Below are 19,838 nucleotides of genomic sequence, written 5' to 3'. Positions count from 1 at the left end.
CCCCCCAGCCGCTCCGGCCGTCCCGGCGCCGGGTGTGGGGCCCACGGACGGTTCCGTACCGCGGGGGGCCGCCCCCTCGACGGGCGCGGCGACCGGGGGCAGGGGCGTGGGTTCCTCCGGGGGCTGCGGGAGCAGCATGAACTGTCCGTATCCGTCGACTGCGCGTTCCCCCAGGTGGTGGGCTTCCAGCTCCCGGACCTGAGAGGTGGAGAGGCCCGCGCGGGTGGACAGGCGTACCACCGACCCGGGTGCGGCGGCCCAGCGTTGGGCCATAGGGCCGTGGTACCCGCGGTGATAGGCGCCGACGAGCTCCGATTCGACGTGGGCGGTCACGGCCCCGATCCCGGCGTCGGGCAGAGTGCGCCGGCACAGGTCCCCGGCCTCCGCGACCAGGGAATGCGGTGAGGGGCCGCCGTGCGCGCCCACGACCAGCGCCGGGGAGAGCAGGAGGAGGTCGACGGTGCCCCCGGCGGGCACGGAACGGTCCGACCACGGGCAGCGGGCCCGGTCGGGGGACAGCGGACGCGCCGGGTCGGCCGATTCCACGCGGACCCCGCCGTGCACGCGGGTCCCGCCAGAGCCCAGGGTCAGGGCTCCGGCGGCGCGGGCGAGGGTCTCGAGCACGTCGTGCGCGAGGGACTCCACGGCGCCCTCGTCCGGTCCGCGCAGGTGCCAGCGGGCTTCGAAGACCTGTCCGGCGTCGAGGGCGGTGGTGTGGAACGGGCCGGCAGGGGCCTGCGTTCCGGGACGGGACAGAAAGCGTTCGGCGGTGGTTCGTACACGGGCGCGCAGGAGGCGGTCGGGGGTGAGGGGGTCGCGGACCGCCTTGTAGGGCACGGACGGGTCGGTGGGCCCGAAGACGTCGACGAGCGTCGTGCCGTCCTTCCCGGGGGTGTAGAGGTTGGCGGGCGCCGGATGGGCCACGCGCACGGTTCCGGTGTCGGGGTGGTGTACGCAATCGTCGGTCTCGCCCGGTTCCAGGCGCGGGTGGGCGGGCGCGAAGCGGAGCCGGTCCCCGCGGGCGACCCAGGTGTGGAGGGCCTCCTCGCGGCCGGCGCGGTGCAGGGCCGCTGCGAGCATGCCGCGCTGGGCCCGTCCGGGCAGGACCGGGTCGGTGTCCACGTGGAGCGGGTCCCGGCGGGTGCGTACGGCCACGGTGTCGGTGAGCACGTATCTGAGGGGGAGGTAGGCGCTCACCGGAGGGTCGGAGGTTCTCACGTGTACACCTGTTCCCCGTCGTTGCCGGTTCCTCTCCCGGGGCCCTCCTCCTTCCCCGGGGGCGCGGCGAGGGCGAGCGTGGTCGCGTCGGGATCGGAGGTGTCCGGTCCGGCCAGGCGGACCTCGACCCGGCCGCGGCCCCGCCGGGTGCGGGCCCCGATGCGGTCGGTGGCCAGGCAGGCGCGGGCGAGGAGGAGCCAGTGTTCGGCGGACGGTGTGCGGGCCCAGGTGAGCGGGGCGGTCAGGGTCGTACCGGGCAAGAGGGCGCGGTGGGTGCGCAGGCGCCCGGGCTCGGGGGCGCCGTCCGCCCCGACGGCGGTTCCGGCCTCGACGACGGTGTGGGCGCGGGTCAGGGCGCGGCGGAGGGTGGCGCGTTCCGGTCCGGCCCGGCCCGCGAGAGCCCGCGCCACGACCTCGCGGGTCTGCGGGTCGGCGCCTGCGTGGCCCAGGCGCAGGATGCGATCGGGGCCGTGGGATCCGGGTCGGCCGAAGAGCTCGTCGGCGGCCCACTCGAGGTCGGGGGTGAGCACGAGCGCGGCCAGGGCACCCGCGCGCAGGCACGCGGCGAGGCGGTGCCGGGGCAGGTGGGGCAGGCCGTGCTCGTCGGTGGCGACGCCCCGGTCGCTGCCGTCCCCGGCCCCGGGGAACAGGGCCGGGGAGGCGAGGCGCACCACGACGCGGTCCGGTGCGCTCACCCGCGGCCTTTCCGGGCGCACGCTCCGTGCGTGCGTAGCGCGTGGGCCCTACGGGGCGCGCGGACGATCCGTGCAGAGGGGAGCGCCCGGCGGGCTCCGTGTGGGTGTGGCGTCACGGTGCTGGACCTCCGGACGTCGGGTTCGGGGAAGTAGGACCACCGGCCCCTGTCCGCCCCTGTGGTTGGGGCCGGTGGGGATCGAGTGCCGCGGCGAGACCGGGGTCCAGGTGAAGGTCCATGACCTCCACGGCGTCGAGCAGACCTCCGGGGGTCCAGCCCCGGGGCAGGTCGACGTCGCGTCCGGTCGCGCGCTCGCGGCGCAGGAGTTCGGGTTCCGGATCGGCACCCGATTCCAGGAGAGGCACGAGGGTCGAGTGCAGCCATCCCCGCTCGCGCGGGGTGCCGCCGGGCAGGAGGGAGCCGGGGGCATGCGCGTCGAGGTGGCTGCTGAGGAAGGCGTGCAGCTCGCTTCCGGTCAGGGGCAGCGTGCCGCGGCGGGCGAGCCGCTCCAGGGCGCGTTCGACGCCGTCGGTTCCGGTGGTCCAGGCGACGACGTGGTCGTCGTCCTCTCCCTCCGGACGCGCGACCCGCCGGGCCTTGGCACGGGAGCACAGCGCCTCGCACACGTCGTAGCCGAGGGAGAGCGGCGCGCCCACCGGTTGGATCGCCAGACCCACGCCGACGGTCGGAACGCACGTGGTGTGCCGGCCGCGCACGGAACGGCGGGGACCGCGACCGTCGTGGTCCAGCGCCCGGTGCAGCGCGACGCGGGGATCGGCGGGGTCGGCCGGATCGCCGATACGGTCGGGGTCGGCGTCCAGCCAGTCCAACGCGTACCGCACCAGGGGCAGGGCCAGACGCGCGTCGCACACGAGGGTGAGATCGTCGCCGGCCACCACGATCGGCCGGACGGGAAGGCTCACCGCGCCGCCGCGGCTTCGGTCCGAATCCCGGTCGGGGGCAGGAGCCAACGTGACCGCCCCGCCCGGGCCGACCCCGGGCACCACGGCGTGGGAAGCGGGTCCCGTGCGTACGGTCGCCGCGACCGCGCGAACAAGCACGCGAGCCAACCCTTCCGTGAGCCCGGCGATCCGGCGCGAGAGTTCCCGTTGGGCCAGCGCACCGGAACCGGGGACCTGCGGATCGGCCACACGCTCGCGGTACTCCCCCAGCAGCACACCGAGTCCGTTGACGTCGATGTGCGCCACGGCGACCCGGCTCAGCTCCCCGTGCTCCCGGCCGAGGCGGTCGGTCTCAACAGGCAGCGCAAGGCGTGGAGCGGTACACGACGCATTCGGCGACGGGGCCAGCCAGGCGCGTTCCTGCTGCCGGTGCCAGCGCCGCCCCACACCGCGGGCCCGGGCCACATCGGCGGAGACCCGTTCGGGTACCCGGTCGCCGGTGTCGGCACCTGCGCCCGAGCCCGTGCTGCGGCTGGGGTCGACGATCTCCGCCGGCGCACCACTGACCGCACACTCTGCGGTGATGCCGTAGCCGTGGGCGGGAACGTGCAGCGCGGACATGTGGGCCCGGGCCTCGCGGAGCCGTTGCGGCAGCAGGGCCAGCGCCTCGTCCGCACCGCCGGCCCGGGCAACGCTTCCGGCCCCGTCCGCGCCGGGCTCGCCGCCCGGGCCGTAGGGCACGTGCGCCACGACCGGGGTCAGCCCACCCGCTCGTTCCCTCAGGTGACGGGTGTAGCGGGCGGTGAAGAGCCGCGCCGGACCGTGATCGGGGAAGATCCCCGTGAACGCACCCCCCGCGTCGCGCAGCACCAGGCAGTCGTCTGGAACCAGGGCGGCGATCCCGTGTTCGGCGTCGCCGGTGTCGGTGAGTTCGGCGACCAGAGCGGCCCGGCCCACGGCGTCGAGGATTCGGCGCCCGCCGTAGACGAACGCCTGGATCCCGCGCAGGTCGACACCGACGACCACACCGGAGACCGGCGGAGCGGGAAGGGGACCGTCCGCGCCGGGGCAGGGCCGTTGCGGCGTGAGGGGGGTCACCGGTGGCGGCCTCCTCGTCGGCGGGGTCAGGGCGGGGACGCGACGGCCGACGCCTGTGGCGGACGGTCCCGGTGTCCTCTCTCGGACAGCCGTTTGCCACTCTCGGACAGTCGGACGGAACGTCGCGTCGCGGGCAACGGTAACCAAGCGCCCGGTCGCCGGGTGCTGGCGGCCACCCCTGCACGGGCACGAGCCGCCCAGCTACGGGACGCGGCGGCGCAACGGCCCACGGGGCGCGAAGCATCGGTTGCCGATCACGGGCGCCCCACGCCGGGCCCCGCCCGCCCCGCCGGCTCTCCGGCGCACCCGCGCGCCGTGGCCCGGCGCCCTGACCACACCTTCCCCGCCCGGCAGCTGTCCGAGAGAGCTCGGTACACGGCCCCCGGTAGGAAGGCTCACGCATGCCCACCTCGCGCCCCGGACCTCCCGGTCCCCCGGGATCCTCGGGCTCACCCGGCCCTCCGTCCCCTTCCGGACGCCCTGCCGCGCCGCAGGCCCCGCCCCCGGCCCCCGGTCAGCCGCTCCGGCCCCACGACCTGGCACCGCACCTGCGCGGTCTGGCCCGGTCGCTACGATCCCGCTCCGGTCCTGCTCCGGCACGCCACGTGGGGCCGCCCCCGTGACCAGGTGCCCCGCACACGCGGGCCGGTCGACCTTCCGGGCCCGTGCCCAGTGGTCGACCGGCCGCGCCCCGGTCCCCGCCCGCCGTCCTCGAGCGGCGCCCGGTGGTCGTTCGGGCCCCGGACGGGGCCCCGTCAGAACCGGTGGCCGTTCAGTCGAAGAGCGCCCCCTCGAACTCACCGGTCTCGGCCACGGAGGGCGGCCGACGGGGATCGTGCGCCCGCGGTGCGGAACGCCGGGAGGTCCGTCTCCCCTCGCGCCGGGAACGCCGCGCCGCCGGCTGGTCGCCCGGGCGCGGTTCGGTGACGGTGTCCACGCGCACAGCCCCGAACCCCTGCGCCGTGTACTTGCCGACGCCGGTCAGCTCCACCAGTTCCAGGAGCGCAGCGAAAGCGCGGGCGTGCCGCGGGTCGCCGCCGAGGAGTTCGAGCCGCATCCCGCCCTGCCACCCGAGCACGGAACGGTTGTCCGCGTGGTGGTGTTCGCCGAGCCGGATCTCCTCGCCGGGCAGAGGGCCGCGCCGCAGTTGCGCCATGCCACCGAGCACCAGGTCGAGCCAGGGCCCCGCCAGCTCCTGGGGGGCGAAACGGGCGACCGCGCCGACCGCGCCGCTCCCGCCGACGATGCCGCCCCCGGAACGGTGGACGGCGCCGAACAGCCGCCTCGGGTTGGGCCACACGTGCGGGATTCGGTCTCCGGTCGCGTCACGGGTGGTGGTGACGACAGGTGTGTGGCTGCGCAGATCGGCCGCGCGCAGGGCCTGCGGTGGGCGGTCGTCCGAGAGCAGGGTCGCGTAGTCGGTGTCGAAGGTGCGGGTGACCGACAGCGGTTCCATGACGTGGTCACCGATGCGCTGGCCCGTGCCGATGAGCTCGGACGGGTCCAGCGGCGGGGGTGCGTCGTCGAGCCAGGTGAGGGTCCAGTGGTGGAGGCGGTCGCCGAGGGGGACGGGCCAGCCGTGCATCGCCCATTTCTTGGCTCCGGAGTGTTCGCCCGGAGGTTGGGGCCACCAGGTGTTCAGCAGGCCGTGGCAGTCCTCCGGCCGGACGGGCCGGGCGGTGTCGGCCCGGTCGCACAGGATCAGGGTCCACCGTCGTGGCACGGTCACCACTTCCTCGTCGCGCGATCGTGACGGCAGGATCGCCGCCGTCCTCGGTTCACCGAGCATTCCTCTCGGACACTCGCACATCCCCGCGCACGCCCTGCTTCCGGGATCCCCGTCCCCCCACGCGAGGCCCCTCCGGGCGCGGGGACGACCTTTTCGGACAGGCCCGAGCGCCGGACGTCCCGTCCGCGCGATCCACACGCCTCGTTACTGTGGGGCAGGCGGTGCATCCGCCGCCGCGTCCGGAACCGAACGACCGGAGGGCCGATGCCCCGCCTGAGCCACACCTTCGACATCACCCCCGTGGACCGCGCGGTTCTGGCCGAGACCGTTGCCGCGCTGCACGGCATCGCCCGGGCGTGCCGGTTCGACGGACGGGGCTGGCTCGCATTCCCCGACTCGCACACCCGGTCCGGGCTGCGCTCCGAGGCCGAGGACCTGGGGCTCCTGGACGGCGACCAGAGCCGCCGTCTGGACGAGGAGCAGGACGAGGCGGCCGAGCGCAGCGCCCGGGCCTGGGCCGACGGCGACACCGAGACCGCCGAGGAGGAGGCCGTGGCCGCGTCGCGGTTGGCGCTGCAGCTGCGCAACGGCCGCCACCTCGCCCCGCGCTCCCACTACCTGCTGGCCGAGCTCTCCCCCGCCGGCGTGCCCACGGAGCCGGCCACCGAGGACAAGGGATGGAGCGGCACGGGCCTGACCGTGTCCTCCTGGGACGAGCACGGAACCTCGTCGGTCTCCTACGCCATGCCCGACACCTCAGGTGGCGAGACCGCGGTGACCTGGGGCGACGTGGAGCATGACGCATCCGCCGAGCACCTGCGCGCCAACACCGAGGTGCAGATCCCGGGGCGCGGATCCTGGCTGCGGTACGCCCGTGCCGACCTGGCCCTGGACACCGGCGCCTGGTACGAGGCGGCCGAAGGTGGCGGTTCCGCCGAGGACCCGCCGGTTCTGGTGGTGGCCGAGCACCGATTGGTGCGGGCCCGTGCGTGGTTGCAGCCCTCCCCCGGCAAGGACGGGCGCTGGTCGGTGGAGGCCGTGCTCGACGTGCGCGGGCGCGGGGTGTTCCGCCCCATGGCCGCCCTCATGTTCTGGGCTGTCCTGCGTTCCACCCGCCGGGAGGACCGTGCCAAGGCCAGACGCGGCGAGCTCACCCTGCGCGAGCAGTTGGCCGAGGACGCCGTGCGTTACGACCGCATCGCCCGCAACGCCCCGCGCATCCCGGCCTTCCTTCACCGGGTTCGCGACGCGTTGTCCCGGGCCCGCGACGCTCCGTCCGAGGCCCCGTGATCCCCGGTCAGGGGGTTTCCCGGTCGGCGGCCCACCCGGTGAGCGAACGCACCCGCAGTTCGGTGTAGCGCCCGGAGTTGCGCTCACGCGAGAGCAGGCTGCCGACGATCGCGAACAGGAACCCGAGGGGCACGGCCACCAGCGCCGGGTTCTCCAGCGGGACGAACTGGATGTCGACGGAGGCCGGCAGCACCGACAGGTTCTCGCCGGTCACGGGGTCGGTCTTGCCCGACATCACCGGGGAGAACAGCACGAGCAGCATGGTCGACGCGAGCCCGCCGTAGATGCCCCACTCGACGCCGCGGGTGTTGAAGCGCCGCCAGAACAGGGTCAGCACGATCACGGGCAGGTTGGCGGCCGCGGCCATGGAGAACGCGAGCCCGACGATGGCGGCCACGTTCTGTTCCTGGGCCTGGATCGCGAGCACGATAGAGACCCCGCCGACCAGGCATGCCGAGAACCGGGCGACGGCCACCTCCTGCGACTCGCGCGGGCGACCCCACATGAGCACGTGGCCGAACAGGTCGTGGGCGATGGAGGAGGACGAGGCCAGGGTCAGGCTGGCCACGACGGCCAGGATCGTGGCCAGTGCGACGGCGGAGACCAGTGCCAGCAGGACCGCGGCCCCGGCCGGCCCGGCGGTGAGGCGGCCCAGTTCCTCCGCGAGCAGGGGAACCGCGGTGTTGCCGGAGGGGTCCATGGCCACGATGCGTTCGGATCCGACGAGGGCTGCGGCGCCGAACCCGAGCGCAAGGGTCATGAGGTAGAAGGCACCGACCATGACCACCATGCGGTTGACCGAGGAGCGGGCCGCCCGGCCGTCGCGCACGGTGTAGAAGCGGATGAGGATGTGCGGCAGGGCAACGGTGCCCAGCACGAGCGCGAGGCCGAGGCTGATGAGGTCGAGTTTGTTGTACAGGGTCGCGGCGGCGTCGCCGGGCACGTCCTGCCCCAGCCCGAGCCCGGGTTCGAGGAAGGCCGACCCGTGTCCGCTGGCCTCGGCGGCGCCGTCGAGCAGGGCGCGGGGGTCGAAGCTGAACGCGGCCAGAACGAGCACGGTGAGCAGGCCGGTCGCACCCAGCAGTGCGACGGCCTTGATGATCTGCAACCACGTGGCGGCCTTCATCCCGCCGTACATGACGTAGACGATCATGAGCACGCCCACGAGCACGATGGCGCCGGTGCGGGCCTGGCTGTCGGTCAGTCCCAGGAAGGTCCCGCCGTCGTGCAGCCCCAGCAGCACGGCGAAGAGCGCGCCGGCGCCGACCATCTGGGCGACGAGGTAGAACACGCTCACCGTGACGGTCGAGACGGTGCAGGCCAGGCGTACGCGCATGCGCCGCATCCGGAACGCGGGCAGGTCGGCCATGGTGAAGCGGCCGGTGTTGCGCATGAGCTGGGCCATGGGCAGCACGAGCAGCCAGGCCACGAGGAACCCGATGGAGTACAGGAATCCGTCGTAACCCTGCAGTGCGATCATCCCGGCGATGCCGAGGAAGGAGGCGGCCGACAGATAGTCCCCGGTGAGTGCGAGACCGTTCTGGGTGCCGGAGAACTCGCGTCCGCCCGCGTAGAAGTCGACGGCGCCGTGGGTGGTGCGGCGGGCCCGGACGGTGATGGCCAGGGTGACCAGTACGAACAACGCGCACAGACCGACGGTCCACAGGTGTGCGGCGCCCACCTGACCGGTGAGGGCGTCGGCGAGGTGCCCGGACGCGTCGGGAGCGGTCATCGTGCCACCTCCCCGGACGGGTGCTCGGTCTCCATGCGGGTGCGCACGCGTGCGGCCAGCGGATCGACCCAGCGCCGTGCCGCGCTGGAGAAGGCCCAGGCGAGGAAGAACACGAGCAGGAACTGGCCGAGCCCGGAGACCAACGCGACATTGACCGTGTCGGCGAGGCGAATACTCATGAAATCCCGGGCGTAGGCACTCAACAACAGATGTGTGAGGTAGCCGCCCAGGAAGAGGGTGACAAGAAGGCCGCACAGCAGGGCGTACCTGCGCCGCAACCGCACGAAATCGCGGTCGGCCCACAGGCGTTCGCACGCGTGGGCGATCCCGGCCTCCTCGACCCTGCGTTCCCGGCGGCGTTGCGGCCCCGCGGGCTCGCCGATTCGGCCGCCGGGGGCCGCCTCCATGTACTCGACCATGACCCTCCCCTGAGACACCTGCATGGATGCGTGTCGTGGTGCGCGTCGACACCGCTGGCGGCCGGCCCCCTCGTGCTCCGGCCGTCTCCTTCGGCGGGTGCGCGCCGGGACGGATTCGTCCCGGTTGGGGATTCACCCTAGCCAGGGGCGAGTGGACGTGGTGGCCGAATTCCGAAATCCATCGGCAGTGGAAGTCCGCAGAATTCAAGAAACAGGACGAACCATTCATCGGGGTGAATTCCACTCGGACCACCCGGGCCGCCCGCATGCGCCGGGACACGCGCGGGAGCCCCGCACCGGGCGCGGGCGTGGACACGGTGACCTCCGGTCTTCGCTAGGCTTCCAGGCGACCCCGGATCCGTTACGGCTGCTCCTGAGGCTGTCTTCCTCCGCATTCGTACACGTGTATGATCACGGGGTCCGCCCGTTCACGCGATACCGAAGGGAAATCCCCGCCGTGGTCACCGAGGTCTTCACGCTCAAGTACTGCGATCCCCACGCCGTCCGTGAGGAGAAGGTCGAGGCGAGCGAGGTCATCCAGTTCGCCTGGGAGGGCACGGTCCGCGAGGTCGACGCCTGCACCGAGTGCTTCGAGGAGCACCAGGCCCGTTTCGAGCCCCTCGTCGACTACTCCCGCCCGGTGAAGAAGCGCCGTAAGAAGGCCGCCGCACAGACCTCCACCGCGCAGTCGGACAGCGAGCAGACGAACGCCGAGCAGCCCGCGACGGCGGACGCCTGAGCCGAACGGCCATGAACGTGCGGGGTCCGTCGCCTTCCGGGGCGGCGGGCCCCGCACGTCCTTCGTCCTGCCCGTCTCACCCTCCGTCCATGAGGCGGGCGCCCCGGCCGCGGCTGCGGTCGGCGCCCATCCCCGCCTGGACGGTCTCTGCCACGGGCAGGCGGGCATGCACGTGGGTGCCGCCCTGGCTCTGCACGGAGGCCCCGAAGCGGCGCATGGTGCGCAGCATCGCGGTGTTGGACAGCGTCGTCTCGGCACGCACCTCGGCCAGGCCCCAGTCGGCGGCGGCCACGGTCAGGGCACGGGTGAGCGCGGTTCCCACACCCCTGCCCTGCCAGGCGTCCTCGACCAGGAACGCGATCTCGCCGACACCCGGGTCGGGTGTGTACATGAGGTGGCCCAGCGCGACGGGGGCCTCCCCGCCCTGGGGCCGCACGGCCAGGGTGAGCCCGCGGTCGGGGTCGGAGAAGATCCGCAGCATCCAGGGGGCGAGGTCGCGCACCCCGGCGAAGTAACGGCCGCGCAGGGTGTCGGGCGAACAGCGCCGGTGCAGCGCCCGGAGTTCGTCGGCGTCGCCCTCGTGGACCTGCCGGAGCGAGAGCCCCCGGCCGGAGACGGTGCGCACGATGCGTTCGGTGGGCACCGGACCCGCGGCCGGCATGACCAGGCGGACCAGGGCGTCGGCCCTGCTGCTCTCGGTCCAGGTGAAGGGGTGGGAGGGCCGACGCAGGAGCACCCCGCGCAGCGGCCCGACCGGCACGAGCATGCACGTGGCAGGGTCCAGGCCCTCCTCCTGGTCGGCCCGGGTCAGGTTGGTCCAGGCAGCCTCGTCGGCGCGCAGGAGTTCGGCCAGGGCCTCCGGGAGCCGGTTGGGGTGGGCGCGCAGGCGTCCCGCCAGGAGCAGGGCGCGGGTGAGCTCATCACCGACCTCGCGCCGATGGGCGGGCACTGCCGACACCGCACCCGAGGGACAGTGCTCCGAGAGTGCCTCGACGGCACCGGTGTGGTCGCCGGGCAGGTCGACCACGAACTCGTCGACAGCACCGGTGACATCGGTGTGGATGGTCAGTTGCACGATGTCCGCATTCTGGCCGGCCAGGAGGTCCACGACCCCGGCGAGTCCGCCGGGCCGGTCCTCGACCGCCGTTCTGATCCGCCACAGGCCCACAGCGCCTCCTCGTGGTGTTTCCACCGCCGCGCCACCGCGCTGTGGCGCGGCGGTGGAACGCGCACCGACGTGGAACCACCCTCAGGGATGCACGTTTCGTCCCGGTTAGCCCCGCATTGAGTTCATGGGGCGGCTGCGCCTCCGAGCCCTTCGGGGGTGACGACCTCGTCGAGCACGAAGTCGAGGTAGCCCGAGGTGTCGTCGTCGGGCAGGACATCCGGGGTGGCGTGTACGAGCTGGGTGTGCCCCAGCCAGGTGGTGAACGCCAGCAGCGCCTGGCGCCGAGCCCGCTCCGCTGGTACCCCCAGTTCCTCGTAGAGGCGGGTTACGTATGCGATCCGGCGTTCGGTGATGCGGGCCATGGCGGGGGCGACCAGCGGGTGGGAGGCGGTCGCGAGCAGGGCGACCTCGATGCGGTTGCCCGCCGTGCGCGTGGTGCCCACGGTCACGTCGGTGAACAGCCGCCGGAGCTTGGCGCGGGCGTCCGGCTCTGCCTCCGCACGTTCGACCACGGCCTCGGTGTGCTCGCGCTCCCACAGGTCCAACGACGCGGCCACGAGCGCGTCGCGGTTGCCGAAGTGCCAGTAGAAGCTGCCCTTGGTCGCGCCGAGGCGGGCGGCGATGGGCTCGACCGCGACGGCGGCGAGCCCTCCCTCACCGATCGCCTCCAGGGCCGCGCGGGCCCAATCCTGCGCGGAGAGCCTCCGCCGGGTCTTCTCGTCGGCCATGACCGTACGGTACCGTACGGGAAAAACTGTACGGCACCGTACGGCTGCTTCGACGGAGGTCGTCATGGCATTCGTCCGCAACACACACCAACGCGTCATCCACGCGCCCGCCGAGGTTCTGAGCGAGCTCATCGACACTCTCGGTGGCCCGCACGACCGACTGTGGCCCAGCCCGGCTTGGGTACCGATGCGGCTGGACCGCCCCCTGGCGGTCGGTGCCGACGGCGGGCACGGACCGATCCGCTATCGGGTGAGCGAGCACGAACCCGGGCGCAGGGTGCGGTTCACCTTCCGCCCGGAGACGGGGTTCCGCGGCCACCACGAACTCGTGGTCGAGCCCCTCCCCGACGGCAACACCTTCCTGCGCCACCACGTGGAGGCCGTTCCGTTCGGCACCTCGCGCCTGACATGGCCGTTGGCGATCCGTCCGCTGCACGACGCCCTGATCGAGGACCTGCTCGACAACGCCGAGCAGGCCGCGACCGGGCGGCGGCCGCGACCGCACCGGTGGTCGACGTGGGTGCGCCTCCTGCGCCGCGCGGGTACACCTTCCGCCCGGACATGCCCGGTACCGAAGGAGGCCCGGCTCGCCGGTACGGTCTTCGACGCCCCGCACCACGCCGGCGCCTTCTCCATCAAGCGCCCGCCCGGGACGAGCACCGATCCCCAGGTCTGGGCGGACGCGGTCTTCCGGGACCCGCCCCGGTGGGTGAGGGGACTGCTCCTGCTGCGCGAAGCGTCGGTGGGCGCGGTCTGCATCGAACGGGCCGGGCGCTCCGCGTTCGACACGGTCGCGGAGCGCCCGGGAGAGGTGCTCCTGGGCACCGACGCCGGTCATCTGGACTTCCGGGTCTCGGTCCTGGTCGGCGACGACCGGGACACAGTCGCACTCACCACGGTGGTACTCCTGCACAACCGGCGCGGCCGCCTGTACTGGACCGTGGTCCGACCCGTGCACCCCGTCGTGGTACGCGCCATGCTCGGACACGCCGCACGCCGGCTGAGCGAACGGGGAACTACGGCTGTCCGCTGACCAGGGATCCGTCCTTCCACACCGCCGCGACCTGCGGGACCCCGGGCCGGTAGGCCAGGTACAGGTGGTTGGGTGCGTCCAGCAGCGTGAAATCGGCACGGGCACCCGGAGCGAGGTGGCCCACGTCGTCGCGTCGCAGGGCGCGGGCGCCCCCGGCGGTGGCCGCCCACACGGCCTCGTCCGGGGTCAGGCCCATGTCGCGCACGGCCACGGCGATGCAGAAGGCCAGGCTCGAGGTGAAACAGGAACCCGGGTTGCAGTCGCTCGCCAGGGCCACGAGCGCACCCGCGTCCACGAGTCGGCGTGCGTCCGGGTAGGCCTGGCGGGTGGAGAAGTCCACGCCCGGGAGCAGGGTGGCCACGGTCGGCTCGGGGCGTTTCGCTGCCTGGGCCAGCGCGTCCACGTCGGCACCGGACAGGTACGTGCAGTGGTCGACCGAGGCGGCTCCCACCTCGACCGCCAGGGACACCCCGGGCCCCTCCCCCAGCTGGTTGCCGTGCACGCGCGGCAGCAGACCCCGCTCCATGCCCGCGGTGAGCACCCGGCGCGAGGCGTCCTCGTCGAAAGCGCCGCGCTCGCAGAAGACGTCCACCCACCGGGCCAGCGGCGCGCACGCATCGAGCATGGGGCCGATGACCAGATCGAGGTATCCCTCCGGGTCGGCGGCGTACTCGGGTGCGACCACGTGCGCGCCCATGAAGGTGACCTCGTCGGTGATCCGTCCGGCCACGGACAGAGCGCGGGCCTCGTCCTCGACCGTGAGCCCGTACCCGGACTTGACCTCCAGGGCGGTGGTGCCCTGGCCCCGGGCCTCGCGCACCAGCGTCCGGGCGTTGGCCAGGAGTTGGGCGTCGGAGGCCTCCCGGGTCGCGGCGACGGTGGTGCGGATCCCGCCGGCCGAGTACGGAGTCCCGCTCATGCGGGCGGCGAACTCGCGGCTGCGGTCGCCGGCGAAGACGATGTGGGAGTGGCTGTCGACGAACCCGGGGAGCACACAGCGCCCGGCGGCGTCCACCCGTGCGTCGGCCGCGGGGGCCTGAGCACGCGGGCCGGCCCAGGCCACACGTCCCTCCTCCAGGACCAGTGCGGCGTCGGAGATCTCGCCGACCGGGCCGCGCCCCAGGGTGGGGTCGTTGGTGACAAGGGTGCCGATGTCGTCGACGAGGATCGTCCGGGGGGTCTCGGTAATGGGGTTCATGCGTAGAGCTCCTTGATCACCGTGTGGAGGTCCTCCGCGGCGTCGGGCAGATGCAGGTGCGTTCCGGCGCGCACGACCCACCGCCCGTCGGCCATCACGTGGCGCACGTCGGCAGCGGTGGCGGCGAAGACGACGGCGTCCGCGGCCCGCTCGGGCGAGGAACCGGCCAGGCCGATGCCGTCCAGAGGCACGTTGACCACGTCGGCGCGGGCCCCCACCTGCAGCGCCCCGGCGTCGTCCCATCCCAGAGAGGTGTGATGGGTGGCGGCGCGCAACAGGGCCCCGGTGTCGAGGGTGCCGCGACGGTGGGTGCGCAACCTCTCGTGCAGTTCCACGCCGCGCGCCTCGGCGAACAGGTCCGTGCGTGCGTGCTGGTCCGATCCCAGGCTCAACGGTGCCGGGCCGAGGTCGCCGGTGCGCGGCAGCCCGTCGGCGAGGTCGCGTTCGGTGGTCGGGCACAGGCAGACGGTGGATCCGCTGCCCCGCACGAGCCCGATGTCGGCGTCGGTCAGATGGGTGGCGTGCACCAGGGTGGTGCCCGGCCCCAGCGCCCCCGCGCCGTCCAGGACCTCGACCGGTGTGCGGCCGTGGGCGGAGAGGCTGGCGGTGTTCTCCTCGGGCTGTTCGGAGACATGGACGTGCAGGGGCAGACCGCGTTCGCGTGCGGTGGCCGCGACCACGGACAGGTCCTCGGGTGTCAGGGCGCGCACCGAGTGGGCTGCCGCGCCCGCCCTGGCGTACTCCCCGTCGAGGTCGAGCAGCTCGACACGGTCGGCCCAGCGGTGCACGTCGCCGTCGCCGAAGCGCAGTTGGGGACCGGAGAGCGGATGCCGGGTGCCGTCGGTGTCCAGTCCCCCGGCCAGATAACACACGTCCAGCAGTGTCAGGCGGATCCCGGCCTGGCGTGCGGCCTCCACCAGTGCCCGCCCCATCGCGTTCGGGTCGGTGTAGGGGGCGCCCCCGGGGCCGTGGTGCAGGTAGTGGAACTCGCCCACACTCGTCACCCCGGCCAGCGCCATCTCCGCGTAGGCACCCCGCGCCAGGCGCAGGTACGTCCCGGGGTCCAGGCGGTCGGCGACGCGGTACATGGCCCGGCGCCAGGTCCAGAACGTGCCCCCGTCGGAGTGCGTGCGTCCGCGCAGCGCCCGGTGGAAGGCGTGGGAGTGGGCGTTGGCCAATCCCGGCAGGGTGAGCCCCTGCAGCGCCTCGGCGCCCACGGGCGGCTCCGGGCTGCGGGTCAGGGCGGTGATGCGCCCGTCCTCGACGGTGAGCAGCACCCCGTGCTCGACCGCCCCGTCGTCCGCCCCGGTCCAGGCCCACTCGGCCCACAGTCGTGTCCTCACGGAGCCACCTCCCCGACGGGACGTTCCAACAGGTCCTGGAGCACGTCGGCCAGCGCGGTCACCCCTGTGTGGCAGTCCTCGGGGTCGGCCCACTCGTGCGGCGAGTGCGAGACCCCGGTCGGGTTGCGTACGTAGAGCATCGCGGTGGGCACGTGCGCGGCGAGCACGGCAGCGTCGTGACCGGCCCCGGTCGGCAGCACCGGCACGCCGGGTTCGGGGACCCGCCGTTCCAGCACCGCCGCGATCCGGTCCCGCAGGGCGTGCGGGAACTCGACGACGGGGGTGTCGGACTCCTGGGCCACGGTCAGCCCCACCCCGTGTTCTGCGGCGCTGCGCCCGGCCTCGGCCCGCACCCCGGCCACGACCGCGTCCAGGGCGGCCCGGTCGGCGGCGCGCGCGTCCAGCCACGCACTGACGCGGGAGGCGATTGCGTTGGTTCCATTGGGGGTGACCCGGACCTTGCCGACGGTGGCGCGGGCGTCGTGGGCGGTAGCGCTCGCGCGGGCGGCCAGGACGGTGCGGGCGAAGGGCAGCATCGGGTCGGCCCGGTCCTCCAGGCGGGTGGTGCCGGCGTGATCGGCGCGACCTGTGAGGTCGAGGCGCCAGCGTCCGTGCGGCCACACCGTGCTCGCGGCGGCGAGGGCGTGCGGGGTGTCGGCGAGGTGGCGGCCCTGTTCCACGTGCAGTTCCACGAATGCGTCGAGCAGGTCCAGGGTGCCGGGGTCGGGCCCCATGGCTGCGGGGTCGAGGTCGGCGCCGTCCATCGCCTCGGCCCAGGTGGTGCCGTCGGCGTCGGTGAGGACCCGCACCCGGTCGGGGTCGATCTCCCCGGCGCTGAGGCGGCTACCCAGACACGGGACGCCGAACCGCCCGCCCTCCTCCTCGGTGAAGACCGCGAGGGCCAACGGACGGTGCGGTCTGAGGCCGCGTTCGCGCAGGACGTCGACGGCGGCCAGTGCGGAGGCCACCCCGAGCGGGCCGTCGAAGGCGCCACCGTCGGGGACCGAGTCCAGGTGGGAACCGGTGGCCACCGCGCCGGGCGCGGGCTCGCCCCACCAGGCCCACAGGTTCCCGTTTCGGTCGGTGCGTACGTTCAGGTCACGGGCGCGTGCGGCGTCGGTGAACCAGGCCCGGGCCTCGGCGTCGGCGGCGTTCCAGGCGTGCCGGTGGTACCCGCCGGACCCGGGATCGCGGCCGACGGGCGCCAGGTCGGCCCACAGGCGGTCGAAGCTCATCACTCCCCCTCGGAGGCGACACGGATGCCGTGGGTGCCGGCGACCCGTTCGGCCTCGGGGTACCCCGCGTCGACATGGCGCAGTACACCCATGGCGGGGTCGTTGGTGAGCACCCGGCCGAGCTTGGCTGCGGACAGGTCGGTGCCGTCGGCGACGCTGACCTGTCCGGCGTGCAGGGAGCGTCCCATCCCCACTCCCCCGCCGTGGTGGATCGACACCCACGAGGCCCCGGAGGAGGTGTTGACCAGGGCGTTGAGCAGGGGCCAGTCGGCGATGGCGTCGGAACCGTCCCGCATGCCCTCGGTCTCGCGGTAGGGGGAGGCCACGGATCCGGTGTCGAGGTGGTCTCGGCCGATCGCCAGGGGCGCGCTGATCTCCCCGGCGGCGACGAGCTCGTTGAAGCGCTGCCCGGCTGCGGCGCGTTCGCCCTGGCCGAGCCAGCAGATGCGGGCGGGCAGCCCCTGGAAGGCGACACGTTCGCCGGCCATGCGGATCCAGCGGGCGAGGTGGTCGTTGTCGGGGAAGAGGTCGAGGATCGCCCGGTCGGTGCGGGCGATGTCGGCGGGGTCGCCGGAGAGCGCGGCCCAGCGGAAGGGCCCCTTACCCTCGCAGAACAGCGGCCGGATGTAGGCGGGCACGAACCCGGGGAAGTCGAAGGCTCGGGTGAAGCCACCGGTGCGGGCCTCGTCGCGGATCGAGTTGCCGTAGTCGAAGACCTCGGCGCCGGCGTCCAGGAAGCCCACCATGGCCTCGACGTGCGCGGCCATCGCCTCGCGGGCGCGTGCCGTGTACTCCTCGGGCCCGGCGGCCGCGAGCTCCTTGTGGTCCTCGAAGGCCACGCCGCGGGGCAGGTAGGCGAGCGGGTCGTGGGCGGAGGTCTGGTCGGTGACCACGTCGATTTCGGCACCGCGGGCCAGCAGCTCGGGGAAGACCTCAGCGGCGTTGCCGAGAACGCCGATGGACAGCGGGCGGCGTTCGGACCGGGCCTTCTCGGCCAGCTCCAGGGCGTGGTCGAGGTTGTCGGCGCGCACGTCGAGGTAGCGGTGCTCCAGACGGCGCTCGATGCGGGTGGGGTCGCACTCCACGACGAGGGCGACGCCGTCGTTCATGGTGACCGCCAGGGGCTGTGCGCCGCCCATGCCGCCGAGCCCCGCGGTGAGGGTGACGGTCCCGGCCAGGGTCCCGCCGAACCTCTTCTCGGCCACGGCGGCGAACGTCTCGTAGGTGCCCTGGAGGATGCCCTGGGTGCCGATGTAGGTCCACGACCCGGCGGTCATCTGCCCGTACATGGTCAGGCCCTCGGCCTCCAGGCGGCGGAACTCGGGCCAGGTCGCCCAGTCGCCGACCAGGTTGCTGTTGGCGATCAGCACACGCGGCGCCCACTCGTGGGTGCGCAGGATCCCCACGGGTTTGCCGGACTGCACGAGGAGGGTCTCGTCGCCCTCGAGGTCGCGCAGGGAGGCGGTGATGCGGTCGAAGCTGCGCCAGTCGCGGGCGGCGCGGCCGGTACCCCCGTAGACCACGAGGTCCTCGGGGTGTTCGGCGACCTCGGGGTCCAGGTTGTTGTGGAACATGCGCAGGGCGCCCTCCTGGGGCCAGCCCTTGGCCGACAGGGTGGTGCCGCGTGCGGCGCGGACGGTACGCGGAGCACTCATCGCAGGGTGTCCTTTCACTGGTTCAGGAGAGGGGGGTGACGGACCGGGCAGCTGCAACGACGGTTCCGTCGCAGATCAGGGCCTCCACGGCGGCGATCTCCGGCGAGAGGTGGCGGTCGGGGCCCGGACCGGGCACGTGCTCACGCAGGGCGCGCACGACGGCCCCGGTGGCCGGACCGGGGTCGAGGGGTGAACGCAGGTCGAGGGCGCGGGCGGCGGTGAGCAGCTCGACGGCCAGGACGGTGGTCAGCCCGTCGACGGCGCGGCGGAGCTTGCGCGCGGCCGACCAGCCCATGGAGACGTGGTCCTCCTGCATGGCCGAGCTCGGGATGGAGTCGACACTGGCCGGCGCGGCCAGGCGCTTGAGTTCGGAGACCACGGCGGCCTGTGTGTACTGGGCGATCATGTGGCCGGAGTCCACACCGGGGTCGTCGGCGAGGAAGGCGGGCAGCCCGTGCGAGCGCGCCACGTCGAGCATGCGGTCGGTGCGGCGTTCGGCGATGGAGGCGGTGTCGGCCACGGAGACGGCGAGGAAGTCCAGGACGTGGGCGACCGGTGCGCCGTGGAAGTTGCCGTTGGACTCCACGCGCCCGTCCTCGAGCACGACGGGGTTGTCGATGATGCTGTCGAGCTCGCGCTCGGCGACCAGGCGGGCGTGCCCGAGGGTGTCGCGGGCAGCGCCGGCGACCTGGGGCGCGCAGCGGAGCGAGTAGGCGTCCTGCACCTGATCGCAGTCGGGGCCCTGGTGGGAGGCGACGATCGGAGAGCCGTCCAGCAGGGCGCGCAGATTCGTGGCAGAGGCGGCCTGGCCCGGGTGCGGGCGCAGACGTTGGAGGTCGTCGGCGAAGACCCGGTCCGTGCCCAGGAGCGCCTCGACGCTCATGGCCGCTGAGATGTCGGCGACGGTGAGCAGGCGGCCGAGGTCCTGGCAGGCAATCGCGAGCATGCCCAGCATGCCGTCGGTGCCGTTGATCAGGGCCAGGCCTTCCTTGGCACCGAGCTCGACCGGCTCGATCCCGGCCGCGGCGAGCGCCTCGGCGGTGGGTCGGCGTTCCCCGGAGGCGTCGCGCACCTCCCCCTCACCCATGAGGGCGAGGGCTACGTGCGACAGGGGCGCGAGGTCGCCGGAGCACCCGAGGCTTCCGTACTCGTGCACGACCGGGGTCACCCCGGCGTTGAGCAGAGCGGCGAGGGCCTCGACGGTCTCGGGGCGTACACCGGTCCGGCCCGAGCACAGGGTGCGCAGGCGCAGGAGCATGAGCGAGCGCACGACCTCGCGCTCGACCTCGGGACCGGCGCCGGCTGCGTGCGAGCGGATCAGCGACCGCTGCAGGTCGGCACGGAGGTCGGGCGCGATGTGTCGGGTGGCGAGCGCGCCGAAGCCGGTGCTGACCCCGTAGGAGGGCTGTTCGCCGGCGGCCAGGTCCTCGACCCGTTCGCGACCGTGGCGGACGGCCTTGCGCGTCTCCTCGGAGAGGACGACCTGGGCGCCGTCGCGAGAGACGGCCAGGACCTGGGCGGGTGTGAGCGGGACGCCGCCGATGGTGACGGAGGGAGCTGCTGTGGACATGGCTCCATTCGATCCTCCCGGGGCCGCCGCGGGAAGGGCCGACACGTTGGTTCTGTCCGAGATCCCAGACAGGCGGCCGACGTCAGC

The 19,838-nt window shown here is 73.7% G+C and carries 15 protein-coding genes and 1 pseudogene; 3 read left to right on the top strand and 13 right to left on the bottom strand.

Going from position 1 to position 19,838, the window contains the following annotated elements; genetic code table 11:
• From D474_RS28870 to cas6, 4 genes and pseudogenes are all read right to left on the bottom strand, one after another.
• A pseudogene (locus D474_RS28870) lies at positions 1 to 1,218 on the bottom strand (hypothetical protein); the annotation flags it as partial.
• A complete protein-coding gene (locus D474_RS0115395) occupies positions 1,215 to 1,913 on the bottom strand; it encodes a hypothetical protein (RefSeq protein WP_017614443.1) in 699 nt (232 codons plus the stop codon). The pseudogene D474_RS28870 and the gene D474_RS0115395, both read right to left, overlap by 4 nt.
• A gap of 112 nt (positions 1,914 to 2,025) precedes the next feature.
• A complete protein-coding gene (locus tag D474_RS0115390) occupies positions 2,026 to 3,912 on the bottom strand; it encodes a hypothetical protein (protein ID WP_017614442.1) in 1,887 nt (628 codons plus the stop codon).
• Positions 3,913 to 4,684: 772 nt separating this feature from the next.
• On the bottom strand, positions 4,685 to 5,641 hold the full coding sequence (cas6, locus tag D474_RS0115385) for a CRISPR system precrRNA processing endoribonuclease RAMP protein Cas6 (RefSeq protein ID WP_026118518.1): 957 nt from the start codon (positions 5,639 to 5,641) through the stop codon (positions 4,685 to 4,687).
• Between the two features lie 264 nt (positions 5,642 to 5,905).
• Between cas6 and D474_RS0115380 the strand changes: the two genes are divergently transcribed.
• Complete coding sequence (locus tag D474_RS0115380; RefSeq protein WP_017614440.1) at positions 5,906 to 6,931, top strand: hypothetical protein; 1,026 nt, start codon at positions 5,906 to 5,908, stop codon at positions 6,929 to 6,931.
• Positions 6,932 to 6,938: 7 nt separating this feature from the next.
• Here D474_RS0115380 and D474_RS0115375 read toward each other — a convergent pair whose 3' ends face one another.
• Both D474_RS0115375 and D474_RS0115370 read right to left on the bottom strand, forming a co-directional pair.
• On the bottom strand, positions 6,939 to 8,663 hold the full coding sequence (locus D474_RS0115375; RefSeq protein ID WP_017614439.1) for a solute symporter family protein: 1,725 nt from the start codon (positions 8,661 to 8,663) through the stop codon (positions 6,939 to 6,941).
• Positions 8,660 to 9,082, bottom strand: a complete 423-nt coding sequence (locus D474_RS0115370) for a DUF485 domain-containing protein (RefSeq protein ID WP_017614438.1) — start codon at positions 9,080 to 9,082, stop codon at positions 8,660 to 8,662. Before D474_RS0115370 ends, D474_RS0115375 begins: the two co-directional genes overlap by 4 nt.
• Positions 9,083 to 9,539: 457 nt before the next feature.
• Here D474_RS0115370 and D474_RS0115365 point away from each other — a divergent pair, with 457 nt between their 5' ends.
• Entirely contained in the window at positions 9,540 to 9,821 is a 282-nt protein-coding gene (locus D474_RS0115365; RefSeq protein ID WP_017614437.1) for an Lsr2 family protein, read from the top strand.
• A 76-nt stretch (positions 9,822 to 9,897) separates the two neighbouring features.
• On the opposite strand, the gene D474_RS0115360 is transcribed toward D474_RS0115365, so the two are convergent.
• Entirely contained in the window at positions 9,898 to 10,989 is a 1,092-nt protein-coding gene (locus tag D474_RS0115360; protein WP_017614436.1) for a GNAT family N-acetyltransferase, read from the bottom strand.
• A 122-nt stretch (positions 10,990 to 11,111) separates the two neighbouring features.
• Positions 11,112 to 11,717, bottom strand: a complete 606-nt coding sequence (locus tag D474_RS0115355) for a TetR/AcrR family transcriptional regulator (protein ID WP_017614435.1) — start codon at positions 11,715 to 11,717, stop codon at positions 11,112 to 11,114.
• A 64-nt stretch (positions 11,718 to 11,781) separates the two neighbouring features.
• Between D474_RS0115355 and D474_RS0115350 the strand changes: the two genes are divergently transcribed.
• The gene (locus D474_RS0115350; protein ID WP_017614434.1) at positions 11,782 to 12,750 is read left to right on the top strand and encodes a DUF2867 domain-containing protein; all 969 of its coding nucleotides are present in this window, start codon (positions 11,782 to 11,784) and stop codon (positions 12,748 to 12,750) included.
• On the opposite strand, the gene hutI is transcribed toward D474_RS0115350, so the two are convergent.
• Genes hutI through hutH form a run of 5 tightly spaced genes read right to left on the bottom strand, consistent with a single transcriptional unit; the run spans position 12,734 to position 19,751 of the window.
• Positions 12,734 to 13,948 carry an imidazolonepropionase gene (gene hutI, locus D474_RS0115345; protein ID WP_017614433.1) on the bottom strand — a complete coding sequence of 405 codons (1,215 nt, stop codon included), beginning with the start codon at positions 13,946 to 13,948 and terminating at the stop codon, positions 12,734 to 12,736. The genes D474_RS0115350 and hutI overlap by 17 nt on opposite strands.
• Positions 13,945 to 15,291 carry a formimidoylglutamate deiminase gene (locus D474_RS0115340; protein ID WP_017614432.1) on the bottom strand — a complete coding sequence of 449 codons (1,347 nt, stop codon included), beginning with the start codon at positions 15,289 to 15,291 and terminating at the stop codon, positions 13,945 to 13,947. The genes hutI and D474_RS0115340 overlap by 4 nt, the downstream gene beginning before the upstream one ends.
• On the bottom strand, positions 15,288 to 16,526 hold the full coding sequence (locus D474_RS0115335; RefSeq protein WP_017614431.1) for an allantoate amidohydrolase: 1,239 nt from the start codon (positions 16,524 to 16,526) through the stop codon (positions 15,288 to 15,290). Before D474_RS0115335 ends, D474_RS0115340 begins: the two co-directional genes overlap by 4 nt.
• A complete protein-coding gene (hutU, locus tag D474_RS0115330; RefSeq protein ID WP_017614430.1) occupies positions 16,526 to 18,181 on the bottom strand; it encodes a urocanate hydratase in 1,656 nt (551 codons plus the stop codon). Before hutU ends, D474_RS0115335 begins: the two co-directional genes overlap by 1 nt.
• 22 nt (positions 18,182 to 18,203) lie before the next feature.
• The gene (gene hutH / locus D474_RS0115325) at positions 18,204 to 19,751 is read right to left on the bottom strand and encodes a histidine ammonia-lyase (protein WP_017614429.1); all 1,548 of its coding nucleotides are present in this window, start codon (positions 19,749 to 19,751) and stop codon (positions 18,204 to 18,206) included.
• Between the last annotated feature and the right edge of the window lie 87 nt (positions 19,752 to 19,838).

The organism is Nocardiopsis salina YIM 90010 (genome assembly GCF_000341025.1).
Taxonomy (GTDB): domain Bacteria; phylum Actinomycetota; class Actinomycetes; order Streptosporangiales; family Streptosporangiaceae; genus Nocardiopsis; species Nocardiopsis salina.
Note: the sequence above shows the minus strand (reverse complement) of the source record. Positions and strands in the feature narration are given on the sequence as shown.